We start from the raw sequence: 12,098 nt of genomic DNA on the forward strand, positions 1-12,098 counted from the left end.
CCACCTTTATCTTATGATGAGAATCAGATACTCTTCATAACGTTGACATCCATATCTTAATTCATGATAATTCTTATACCTAGTATACCTAAGTTTCAAGTTGAAGGGAAGATGACAAGCCTTATGAAAGCCTTCAAAATTTTACATATCATAGGGGGAGGAGAAATTGGAGGAGCCGAACAGCATGTTCTTACCCTTCTTCAAAATCTAGACCGATCACATTTCCTCCCCTCATTAGTCTGTTTGACCCAGGGGCCTTTTGCAGCGCTGGCAGAACAGATCGTTCCTACTCAGACCTTCTCTATGCGCCACCCTCTGGATCTCTCCCTCCTTCCCAGCCTTATGAGCTGGATTCGCCAACAAAACATTGATCTTGTCCATACCCATGGTTCGCGCGCCAATCTACTTGGCAGAATTGGCGCAGCTCTGCTTAAACTCCCCAATGTAACAACTGTCCACAGTTCACTTGCTCATGATTATTTGTCTCCTTGGTCAGCACGCCTGGCAATTGGCCTCGATCGGCTCACCCTCCCGTTGACCTCATCTATAATTACTGTCTCCCGCTATCTTGCTAACGAAGTATCTTCCCGAGGAGGTAAGCACCTCACAACAATCTATAACGGGCAGGCTCCTGTTCCACTTGTCGATGCATCAATGCTGAGGGATCAATTTCGAAAGCAATGGGGAATTCCAAATGATGCTCTTGTTCTAGGAACGATCGGCCGTTTGCATCCTACCAAAGGTCATGTTTATTTATGCCGTGCTGCCAGTGAACTAAATCGCCAATTCCCAAAGCTTCATCTTTTGATCATTGGTGATGGGCCTCTGCATCCAATTTTAGAATCAGAGCTGCAAAAAACTTCGTTGTCCTATACTTTAGCCGGATATCTTCCGCAAGCATATAGGGCTCTCCCAGCCATGGATATTTTTGTGCTGCCTTCCGTAAGTGAAGGCATGGGCTTAGTTCTTCTCGAAGCCATGCAAATTGGAATTCCCATTGTAGCCAGTGACGTTGGTGGAATTCCCGAGATTGTTCGCCCTGGGAAAGAGGCTTTATTAATACCTCCCGAAAATGTCCCTGAACTTATTAAAGCCTGTACTCTGCTTCTTGACAATCCTGAGCTGGCCCATTCCCTAGTTTCTTCGGGGCATAGACGCTGGCCTTTATTTTCCATCGAAGAGATGGTTCGAGCAACCGAGGGCCTATATAGAACGCTGCTTGCTTAGCCACAACACCTTGAAAAGAAATCGGGGCAAAACGGTTTGACGCTTCCACCGCCAAGGTTCTTTCAGCAAGCGGTAAAGCCACTCAACATGAAGATCCTGAATCTTCTTAGGTGCACGTTGGACAGTCCCGGCAAGCGCGTCAAAACTACCTCCTACACCAATACCCGCATATGCTAAACCCGGATGCTCCTTTAGCCAAAATTCCTGACGCGGAGCCCCTAAACCGACCAGCAGAACATCCGGTTGGAAATCAGTAATTTTTTTTAAGATGTCTGCCTCCTCCTCTGAGCTAAAATAGCCATGGCTAAAACTGAACGTTATTGCGGGATAGTCAGAAGAAACTTTTTTCACCGCCTGCTCTGCAACTCCCGGTCTTCCACCTAAAAAATAAATACGCCATTTCTCAGTATTAGCAATCGGGAAAAGTGATTGCACTAAGTCAATCCCTGTCACTCGCTCCTTAATTTGAGCTCCTAACTGACGTACTGCCCAGACGACTCCAATTCCATCTGCGGTAATTATGTCGGCCGAATTTAATACGTCCTTTAGATCAGGATTATACTGAGAAGCATATATCATTTCAGGGTTTGCCGTTACAATTCGAATCGCTGTCCGACCCCGAACCGCTAGTTTAATTTTCTCCACGGTTTCAGCCATGGAATATGTATCTACAGTAACCCCCAAGACGGTTACTCGCATAAGAATCTTTCCTTTCGCTCAGGGAATCACGTCCAGGTTAACAAAGTTTCTTTAAAGGTGAATCCTGATAATGAAAAAATCCAAGGAAGGCCTAAAATCGAGCGGAAGGCTCCATCCGTTAGGGCACTCACCTTGGACAATATCGTGGGGTATAAAGAGTTATGATCTGAAGTCCTAAAATCCATTGAGTACTTTGCCCGTGCCTAAGGCTACACAGGAAATAGGATCTTCTGCCAAACTAACCGGCAATCCTGTTTCGCGGGAAATACGCGTATCAAAACCATAGATTAAAGAACCTCCGCCAGTCATAATTATTCCTTTATCCAGAATATCCGAAGAAAGTTCTGGCGGAGTTCTCTCTAAAACTTCCTTGACACCTGCGACAATGGCTTCAATAGATTCTTCCAAGGCCACGTAACACTCTTGTGAATTGACCTTTACTGTCTTAGGCAGCCCTGTGATAAGATCCCGTCCGCGTACTTCAATATCTGCAGATGGTCTGCCCTCAGGTATTGCAGCTCCGACGGCAATTTTTATTTCCTCAGCCGTTCTCTCACCAATCATTAAATTATGTTCTCTGCGAATATATCGGCTGATGGCCTCATCAAATTTATCGCCGCCAACTCGAAGACTGCGTTTCGCTACAATACCGTTGAGAGAAAGAACGGCTATATCTGTTGTCCCTCCGCCAATATCAACAACCATGCTGCCTGTTGGTCCGGAAATGTCCAGGCCTGCACCTAAGGCTGCTGCGTAGGGTTCTTCAACGACTTTGACGTCTTTAGCGCCAGCCTGATAGGCTGCTTGTTTCACCGCCCTCTGCTCTACTTCAGTTACCCCAGAGGGAATGCAGACAACCACACGAGTCCTAAAAAAGGGCAAGCGTTTTGCTCCCGCCTTTTCCAAAAAATATTTCAACATTAATTCAGTTGTCTGATAATCTGCAATTACGCCATCACGCATAGGCCGCACGGCAACAATATTTCCCGGCGTCCGTCCTATCATTAAGCGCGCTTCTTCTCCTACTGCTATACGTTTGCTGGAATTACGGTCAATAGCAATTACTGAAGGCTCGTGTAATACGATCCCTTTCCCTTTGGCATAAACTAAAACGCTTGCCGTACCTAAATCTATCCCTAAGTCTATTCCAAACATTCCCGGAAATACCCCTTTCGTTATCAATAGCTTGTCCAAATTCAATTCCAAATATAGCATCAAATAGCATAATCTCCCTTACGGGAGATTTGCTTTCTTCTAAGGTATCAATTCGTGATATAATTTCTAAATCCTTTATGATTCTTAACTTTTTTACACATTCTCTTTAATTTCTGGTCCATAATTTTGGCTAATTTTCTTGATATTTTTTTCTTGTAGCCTCTCCTCCCCGAATATGACGCTCTGCCTTATTCGTTTCTAGGATGTGCTTGACTTCCATAGATAGTTTTTCATTAACCAAAGGCAGTCTTTCTGTCACATCTTTATGTACAGTACTCTTTGATACACCAAAAACATCTGCTGTTTGCCTAACTGTTGCACTCGATTCCAAAATATACGTCCCTATATCGAGTACCCTTTTACGAATATACTCTTGCACGCAGAGTCCTCCTTTCGTCCACATGTGTAGTACATTTATATGCATTCTCATTGAAAAAAGACATCCATAAATGGATGTCCTCACATGGTAAATACTGTGTTCTCATTAAACATATTCCTTTAAATCTTTAAACGTTATATTTTTGAGCCACCTGTATCAATGTTTTGGATGGTATTACCATGCCAAACCTCATAATGCAGCTGGGGCTGACCATTAATTCCTTCCGCACCTGGTTTGAAACCAACTTGACCCAGCAGCCCTTGTTTCTCCACATTCTGTCCGGTCTTAACCCAAAGATTTTCCAAGCAGCCATAGGTTACTATCCATCCTTGACCGCAATCTAAAACTACTTTCTCTCCCAGAAGCGGATCATGACCTGCAAAAATGACTTTTCCCTGATGAGTTGCACGAATAACTGTCCCTTCAGGTTCCGAAAAATCTTCGCCCGGATGAAACATGTAACTTTCTACGGCCTCAATGTAACAGTTTCCAGTCCCTCGGAGAATGTTTCCTTGAACCGGACTTGGAAAATCCTTGGATGTTAAGGTTGCCCTACTTGGTACTTTTTCTGTCTGAGCTTGGGGCTCTAAGGCTGGATCTGTTTTCGAACTATGCTGTGTTGATAATAGCTCTTGTTTGGCTGTTGCTTGTGTCGCGTGTTCTATTTGTAACGACTCCCGTTGCTGGAAGTGTTTTATCGAATTATTAAAATAGCCAAAACATAGAATAGCAACCCCTACTAAGAGTGAACAACTCCATACTAAAATCCAACTCAAGGATACTCTCCAGTGGATCATCGCACTCACCTCAAGTAGTATCGTTGCCGATTCTTCTTTCTTTTAGTCCTCCATCAGACATCAGGTTTTAAGAGTCCTGGGGAAGGATCTTATCTACGGGCTCTCCCTAGTTAACTGATATCTGCATAATTTTAGCACCCGGATAAAAATGAGTTAATATTTCCTGCGCTTTTATATTGCGGAGAGCCATATCATTTGCTCCCCACTGGGACATACCAACTGCATGTCCTTTGCCATAGGCCGTAATTACTAACTGGTCTCCCTGAACAACCCCTTCTATGTCCGTAGAAGGCAATCCAAGCAATACTCTAAGCTGAGTGGTTTCAAAGACTTTACCCAGTACCTTTACCGTCTTCGCCCTTCCTGCAGTGGTCTTACTTAAGATTTGAAAATTTAATTGCTGGGACAAGTAGGAAATCCCCAGTTTCTTGGTTAAATCCTCTCGACTGAAGCTTATCCTCTGAACATACCGTTCAGGATTTGTCTCTTCAGAACTTACATTTTTTAAATATGAACGAGAAGAAGCCCATACATCCTCAGATCGTTCTGTTGGCTTTCTTCCGCTGCTGCTATGGTAAAATGCATCAATATAATCACCATTGGCAACCAGTACCATCCCTCGTGTCTCTTTTACAGCCTTTTCTAATTTTCCCCGATATCGCCAATAATTTACTAGGCCCCATTTATTCCTGATTTGAGCATTTGACAGCCATGCCTGTGTCTTAACTGTTGTGTCGACATCATAGCCTTTATCAGTTAATTTTTTTGTACTGTACTGTTTAACAGCATAGGTTCTGGCAGCTATTGTTTGGGCCTTTAACGCTTCGAGTTGAAATTCTGCTGGCATTTCCGCCGCCACAACTCCTATAAGATAGTCCTCAAGAGGCATTGAAGACACTTTCCCATTGGTCATAAGTACCCTAATTACTATGTCTTTAGTATCAACGTTCTGCCTTTGCCAGCGCAGCACACTCCAGGGAATTAATAATCCTATACATATCGAAATGACAATAAGCCACATCCACTCTTTCTTCATTGTATCCCCCCCAAAGTCCAAGCCTTCTCTTCAATCTATGCAGACTGGCTTTCGAATATGGCAAGAGATATAAAAAGAACCCTAAAACAAAGATGGGGTGATAACAATCAGCAAGTTTGTTATCACCCCATCTTTGAATTTAAAACCAAGCGATGAATTACTCTGAACGGATAATATTGCCTCCAATACGAGAAAGTTTTTCTTCGACTTTCTCATACCCTCGATCTATATGCTGAATTCCCCGTATTTCAGACGTTCCTTCAGCCGTTAAAGCAGCTAATATTAGGGCAGCACCGGCTCTTAAATCAGTCGCCGTCACAGGTGCTCCATTGAGACGCTGAATCCCCTGAACAACGGCACTTCGCCCTTCGATCTTAATTTCTGCTCTCATGCGTTTAAGTTCATCGACATGCATAAAACGATTTTCAAAGACAGTTTCTGTTATTAACCCCGTACCTTTTGCTCTGGTCAGGAAAGCCATAAAAGGTGCCTGTAAATCCGTCGGAAACCCGGGGTGCACTTGAGTTTTAATATCAACGGAAGTATAGTTCCCGTCGCCAACGACCCGGATTCCATCACCTTCTTCGCTGATACCAATTCCTGACTCTTCCATTTTTGCAATTAAGGGTTTAAGATGATCCGCGATGACATTCTGTACTAAAACATTTCCGCCTGTCGCGGCAGCCATCAGCATATAACTTCCTGCTTCTATGCGGTCAGGTATCACCGTATGCGTAGTACCATGTAGTTCCCGAACCCCTTCAATATGAATTATACTCGTTCCGGCACCACGAACTTTTCCGCCCATTTCATTGATAAATGTAGCTAAATCAACAATTTCCGGTTCTTGAGCTGCATTCTCAATCAGCGTTGTTCCCTGAGCCAACACCGCCGCCATCATAATATTTTCTGTTGCGCCTACACTGGGATAATCCAAATAAATCCTAGCGCCTCTGAGCTCGTTCGCAGTAACATCGAGAAACCCGTGATCCATCTTAACCTCTGCGCCTAAGGCTTCCAAACCTTTCAGATGCCAGTTTATGGGACGGGAACCTATGGCGCACCCCCCAGGATGGGATATTCGCACACGGCCTTGACGAGCTAAAACCGGGCCCATGGTAACAATCGACGCTCTCATCTGAGAAACGAGTTCATATGGGGCCTCAATGCAATCTATCGAACTTGCCTGTATTTCCAGTGTTGAACCCTTCCGGACAACCTTTGCGCCCAAAGCGGAAATCACCTGATTCATGATATTTACATCGAGTAAATCCGGAGCATCCTCGAGTCGTATAGGTTCAGCACAAAGCAAACTTGCAGCTATGATAGGCAGTACAGCATTTTTGGCTCCGCTTACAGTAATTGTCCCTTCAAGCTGTTTACCGCCGGTAATAATAAGCTTACTCAAATTATGAAGACACCCCCTATTCTAGGTTAATGATTAGCACAGCTAACTAATATTCTCTCTACCTAGTATTTTCTCCTGCTTGATTTCGACGAATTTCCTCTCTAATTGATCTAAAATTCCTCTAATAACACAGGAATAGCTAAAACTGTTTCACCTTTTCCTGCTGTTCCCCGACTAAGCACTTGTAGATTTAGGGAATCTTTGCCAACCTTCACGCTCGGGTTAAGGTGCTGTTCATAGGCTGCAATGGATATTAAATTATTCGATAGGGTCCACTGAACCGGCTGAGCTTGTATGTAGTTTAAATAGGCAGATATATCAAGACCTTCCGGAATACGCTCATCGAAGTATATCCTTCCGCCTTCTTTAGCAATTTTCGGCACCATTATAGTATACCACGTATACACTTGAAGTTCTTGTATTTTATTTACGATTCCTTCCCCTGAAATTGTCAACGCTTGATTACCATTTCCTGCTTGAGAGTATTTCGAAGACCAGATCCAATTCTCCAAAGGAGGCTTAGCTAGGTGATCAATTGAAAGCTTAGGATTATCAAACCAAATGATCACTTTAACCGTCGCGAGGTTACTTGCTGCAAATTTTGAATTCAATAGTAACGGTATTGTCTCATTAGGTCTGCATTCCGTAGTTCTTTGACTATTTGCCATTAAAGTGTTCGCTTTCATACTTATAAGCAAAAGACAAATAATTATTATGCCGATGAACCGGCTATGATTTTCAAATTGTTTTAGAACTCTGTCTTTCAAAATTCAAACCTCTCTAACCTTTAACTTACATTTAGTTTTGCCAAATCAAACAAAAGCTAACGATATTATTGGCACTCTTCCAAATAATTTTTTCTGCTTTTTATATAAGCTGGTCTCAAAGGTAACTCGTTCAAATCTTTTACAATCATCAGTCTTTTTCCCGTTTCTAATTCTGTTCCCAAAGGTTATGCCCTGATGATAACGTTAAATATCTTGCAGAAACTATTCGTGACTGGTTTGGATATTCCGGCCAAAAGAAAAAGGACCCCAAAGGGTCCCTTTAAATTTAAAACCATATATTCTTCCAGAGGGATCGTGAAATCCGTTAAGAAATCATATCCTGATTTTACTTTTTGTTTTCAGATGCGTTAATACGAGCTAAAGCTTTACGCAGAGCAAACTCTGCCCGTTTCACATCAATTTCACTGGTTTGTGATGACAAACGCTTGGTAGCACGTTCCTTCGCAGCAATAGCACGCTGAAGATCTATAGCTTCACTTAGCTCTGCCGTATCTGCCAAAATAGTCGCAGAATTGTCAACAACTTCAACAAAACCTCCTGCTACTGCTACACGTTTAACTGTGCCATTGCTTGTAATACGAGCGACACCGACATCAAGTCCTGCAATCAGCGGCGCATGGTTAGGCAAAATACCGAGTTCACCGGCTCCGCCGGGCAGAACAATGAACTCAACGTCTTCCTTCAGAACATTCCCTTCAGGAGAGACAATGTTTAGAGTGAATGTACTTGCCATGGCTTACGCCTCCATTTTCTTGGCTCGTTCAACCACTTCTTCAATGGGTCCCGCCATTAGGAAGGCTGCCTCTGAAATGTGATCGTATTTACCTTCCGCAATTTCTTTAAAGCCGCGAATTGTGTCTTTCAAGGGCACATACTTTCCAGGTGAACCCGTAAAGTTTTCAGCAACGAAGAATGGCTGCGACAAGAAACGTTGAATCTTACGAGCCCGAGCAACGATAAGTTTTTCTTCTTCAGATAACTCATCCATACCCAGAATTGCGATAATATCTTGCAGTTCCTTGTATTTTTGCAGAATTTGCTGAACTTGTCGGGCAACCGCATAATGCTCTTCACCGAGTACTTGCGGCGAAAGAATCCGTGATGTTGAATCCAGCGGGTCCACTGCAGGGTAAATCCCGATTTCAGCAATAGCACGGGACAAAACGGTTTTAGCATCCAAGTGAGCAAATGCTGTTGCCGGAGCCGGGTCTGTTAAGTCATCGGCCGGCACATAAATAGCTTGTACCGATGTAATAGAACCTGTACGAGTAGACGTAATCCGCTCTTGCAATTGACCCATCTCAGTTGCTAAGGTTGGCTGGTAACCAACGGCGGAAGGCATCCGGCCAAGCAGAGCCGAAACCTCAGATCCAGCTTGGGTAAAGCGGAAAATGTTGTCGATGAAGAGCAACACGTCTTGACCTTGTTCATCACGGAAGTACTCAGCCATGGTCAGTCCGGTTAATCCTACACGCAGACGTGCTCCAGGCGGTTCGTTCATTTGTCCGAACACCATGGCAGTCTTATCAATAACGCCGGATTCTTTCATTTCGTGATAAAGGTCATTTCCTTCACGAGTCCGCTCACCAACACCGGCAAATACTGAGATACCACCGTGTTGCTTAGCGATGTTATTAATGAGTTCCATAATTAATACTGTCTTACCAACACCGGCACCACCAAAGAGTCCAATCTTTCCACCCTTTGAGTAGGGGGCCAGTAAGTCAATAACTTTAATTCCGGTTTCCAAAATACGGGTTGATGGTTCTTGATCTTCAAACGCCGGAGCCGGACGGTGGATCGGATAAGTATGCTCATTACTGATCTCACCAACGTTATCGATTTGTTCTCCTAAGACATTAACCATCCGTCCAAGGGTCGCGGGTCCGACAGGAATCGTAATCGGCGCACCGGTGTTTATAGCCTCAATGCCTCTTTGTAAACCATCGGTTGAGGACATAGCTACACAGCGTACAGTGTCGTTACCAAGATGTTGAGCCGCTTCTAAGGTTAGATCAATGTTCTTTTCGGGAACCTTGATCTTGATAGCAGTATATATTTCCGGCAGTTCATCGGGTGCAAATGCAACGTCAACTACCGGTCCCATGACTTGCAATACCTTGCCGTTCTTCACAGGCGCATAACCTCCTTATTAGGTATTTCCGGCAGCTTATTCTAATGCTGCTGCTCCACCGACAATTTCAGATATTTCCTTGGTAATTGCCGCCTGTCGAGCTCTATTCATCGCCAGCGACAGCCGATCAATCATATCCGTAGCATTATCTGTTGCCGAACTCATAGCCGTCATCCTGGCACCTTGCTCACTAGCTTTTCCCTCAAGGATTGAGCGGAAGATCTGTGTTTCCACATACTTCGGCAATAAGCTTGCGAGGATTTCGTCAGGAGACGGTTCAAAAATATATTGTTTTCCGTGTTTTCCTTCAGGTTTTTCGATGGGAAGTAATTTGACTTGGGAAGGTCTTTGTGTGATAGCACTCACGAACTCAGTATACAATAAATACACTTCATCCGCTTCACCTTGCTCATAGAGCCGTATTACTTCGTTAGCTATTTCTTTTGCTTGATTAAAACTTGGATCATCACCAAGCGCTACAAACTCAGCCAAAAACTCAATTTTACCGCGGCGGAAGAAATCCCGACCTTTGCGGCCTACCGTCACCAACTTAACTTCTTGCGGCGTTTCGGCAATCAAACCGGTCGTCTTCCGAATCAGGTTAGCATTATACCCTCCGCAGAGACCACGGTCCGATGTAATCAATACATAAACCACCTTTTGCACAGGCCGCTTGACTAAGAGCGGATGAATAGTATCCCCAGCCTGTGATAGGCGCTCCAAGACCCCTTGCAATTGGTTGGCATACGGGCGGGCAGCGATAAGTTTTTGTTGGGCTTTTCTGAGTTTGGCCGCGGAAACCATTTTCATCGCCTTCGTGATCTGCTGCATATTGCGTACGCTGCGGATCCGGCGACGAATATCGCGTACTCCTGCCACCTCATTCACCTACTCCTTTTTAATCTAGGCCACAAACCCCTGTTTGAATTCGTTAATCGCTTTTTCCAGTTCGGCGATCATTTCATTGGAGAGCGCCTTTTCGGTGCGGATTTTAGTCAACAGGTCAGCCTTAACGGAGCGCATGAAACGCAGGTACTCTTGCTCAAATTTCCCAATCTTCTCAACGTCAATATCATCGGTAAATCCTTTAACCGCAGCGTAAATTACGACAACTTCTTCTTCGACAGGTAAGGTTGCATACTGAGCCTGTTTAAGAATTTCCATTGTCACTTTACCGCGGTTAAGGCGCATTTGGGTGACTTTATCCAAATCAGAACCAAATTGGGCAAATGCCGCTAATTCACGATAGCTGGCAAGGTCCAAACGGAGCTGACCGGCTACTTGTTTCATGGCTTTAATTTGCGCGCTGCCGCCTACCCGGGAAACGGAGAGACCAACATTAATGGCCGGACGGAAACCGGAGTAAAAGAGGTCTGATTCCAAAAAGATCTGACCGTCTGTAATGGAAATAACATTTGTAGGAATATAGGCTGAAACGTCACCGGCCTGAGTCTCGATAATAGGGAGTGCTGTCATTGAACCGGCACCTAACTCGTCAGAAAGTTTAGCAGCCCGCTCCAAGAGACGGGAGTGAAGGTAGAAAACATCCCCAGGATATGCTTCACGGCCTGGCGGACGCTTCAGAAGCAGTGAAAGTTCACGATAAGCAACCGCTTGTTTCGAAAGATCATCATAAATGATCAAGACATGCTTGCCGTTATACATGAATTCTTCACCCATGGCAGCACCGGAATAAGGCGCAATATAAACCATTGGTGCTGATTCAGAAGCTGTGGCAGCAACGACAATCGTGTATTTCATAGCATCGTTTTCTTCTAATTTTTGAACGACGCTGGCCACGGTCGAAGCTTTTTGTCCAACAGCTACATAGATACAAATCATATCCTGGCCTTTTTGGTTAATAATCGTATCGATTGCCACAGCAGTTTTACCCGTTTCACGGTCACCGATGATTAACTCCCGCTGACCGCGGCCAATGGGAACCATAGCATCAATTGATTTAAGACCGGTTTGTACAGGTTCATGTACCGATTTCCTGGAAATAACACCGGATGCTCGGTTTTCAATGGGACGGAATTTATCCGTTACAATTTCCCCTTTGCCGTCAATAGGCTGACCAAGAGCATTAACAACGCGGCCAATCAAAGCCTCGCCGACAGGGACCTCCACGATCCGACCTGTTCTCTTAACCTGATCGCCCTCTTTGATCCCTGCGAAGGGTCCAAGAATAACGCAGCCAATATTGTCTTCTTCAAGGTTCATGGCCATGCCATATACTTTACCGGGAAACTCTAAAAGTTCACCGGCCATGGCTTTCTCTAAACCGTAAACACGGGCAATTCCGTCTCCAACCTGGATAACTGTCCCGACGTCTACAGTATCGACAGCCGATTCATAGCGTTCAATTTGCTGTCTGATAATAGAACTAATTTCTTCTGGACGCAAGTTCATCCT

12 protein-coding genes are annotated in these 12,098 nt (G+C 44.4%); 1 reads left to right on the forward strand and 11 read right to left on the reverse strand.

What is annotated here, in order from left to right:
- The first annotated feature begins 123 nt into the window (after nucleotides 1-123).
- Nucleotides 124-1,227, forward strand: a complete 1,104-nt coding sequence (locus B5Y67_RS14595) for a glycosyltransferase family 4 protein (protein WP_088227253.1) — start codon at nucleotides 124-126, stop codon at nucleotides 1,225-1,227.
- Here B5Y67_RS14595 and B5Y67_RS14600 read toward each other — a convergent pair.
- From B5Y67_RS14600 to atpA, 11 genes are all read right to left on the reverse strand, one after another.
- Nucleotides 1,204-1,926 (reverse strand): WecB/TagA/CpsF family glycosyltransferase, encoded by a 723-nt coding sequence (locus tag B5Y67_RS14600; RefSeq protein ID WP_088227166.1) that lies wholly within the window; start codon nucleotides 1,924-1,926, stop codon nucleotides 1,204-1,206. The genes B5Y67_RS14595 and B5Y67_RS14600 overlap by 24 nt on opposite strands.
- 174 nt (nucleotides 1,927-2,100) lie before the next feature.
- The gene (mreB, locus tag B5Y67_RS14605) at nucleotides 2,101-3,081 is read right to left on the reverse strand and encodes a rod shape-determining protein MreB (RefSeq protein WP_088227254.1); all 981 of its coding nucleotides are present in this window, start codon (nucleotides 3,079-3,081) and stop codon (nucleotides 2,101-2,103) included.
- A gap of 190 nt (nucleotides 3,082-3,271) precedes the next feature.
- Nucleotides 3,272-3,520, reverse strand: coding sequence for a sporulation transcriptional regulator SpoIIID (gene spoIIID / locus B5Y67_RS14610; protein WP_009619498.1), 249 nt, complete (start codon nucleotides 3,518-3,520; stop codon nucleotides 3,272-3,274).
- Nucleotides 3,521-3,654: 134 nt separating this feature from the next.
- Entirely contained in the window at nucleotides 3,655-4,296 is a 642-nt protein-coding gene (locus tag B5Y67_RS14615) for a M23 family metallopeptidase (protein ID WP_242975983.1), read from the reverse strand.
- Between the two features lie 127 nt (nucleotides 4,297-4,423).
- A complete protein-coding gene (spoIID, locus tag B5Y67_RS14620) occupies nucleotides 4,424-5,353 on the reverse strand; it encodes a stage II sporulation protein D (protein ID WP_088227168.1) in 930 nt (309 codons plus the stop codon).
- 157 nt (nucleotides 5,354-5,510) lie between these two features.
- Nucleotides 5,511-6,761: a UDP-N-acetylglucosamine 1-carboxyvinyltransferase gene (murA, locus tag B5Y67_RS14625; RefSeq protein WP_088227169.1), complete on the reverse strand. Its 1,251-nt coding sequence runs from the start codon at nucleotides 6,759-6,761 to the stop codon at nucleotides 5,511-5,513.
- A gap of 110 nt (nucleotides 6,762-6,871) precedes the next feature.
- Nucleotides 6,872-7,528 carry a YwmB family TATA-box binding protein gene (locus tag B5Y67_RS14630; RefSeq protein ID WP_088227170.1) on the reverse strand — a complete coding sequence of 219 codons (657 nt, stop codon included), beginning with the start codon at nucleotides 7,526-7,528 and terminating at the stop codon, nucleotides 6,872-6,874.
- Between the two features lie 346 nt (nucleotides 7,529-7,874).
- Entirely contained in the window at nucleotides 7,875-8,282 is a 408-nt protein-coding gene (locus tag B5Y67_RS14635; RefSeq protein WP_088227171.1) for a F0F1 ATP synthase subunit epsilon, read from the reverse strand.
- Nucleotides 8,283-8,285: 3 nt separating this feature from the next.
- Nucleotides 8,286-9,683: a F0F1 ATP synthase subunit beta gene (gene atpD, locus B5Y67_RS14640; protein ID WP_047808899.1), complete on the reverse strand. Its 1,398-nt coding sequence runs from the start codon at nucleotides 9,681-9,683 to the stop codon at nucleotides 8,286-8,288.
- Between the two features lie 36 nt (nucleotides 9,684-9,719).
- On the reverse strand, nucleotides 9,720-10,562 hold the full coding sequence (gene atpG / locus B5Y67_RS14645) for an ATP synthase F1 subunit gamma (RefSeq protein ID WP_088227172.1): 843 nt from the start codon (nucleotides 10,560-10,562) through the stop codon (nucleotides 9,720-9,722).
- 24 nt (nucleotides 10,563-10,586) lie between these two features.
- A complete protein-coding gene (gene atpA, locus B5Y67_RS14650) occupies nucleotides 10,587-12,095 on the reverse strand; it encodes a F0F1 ATP synthase subunit alpha (protein WP_088227173.1) in 1,509 nt (502 codons plus the stop codon).
- Nucleotides 12,096-12,098: the final 3 nt, after the last annotated feature.

The organism is Desulfosporosinus sp. FKB (assembly GCF_002196705.1).
GTDB lineage: Bacteria > Bacillota > Desulfitobacteriia > Desulfitobacteriales > Desulfitobacteriaceae > Desulfosporosinus.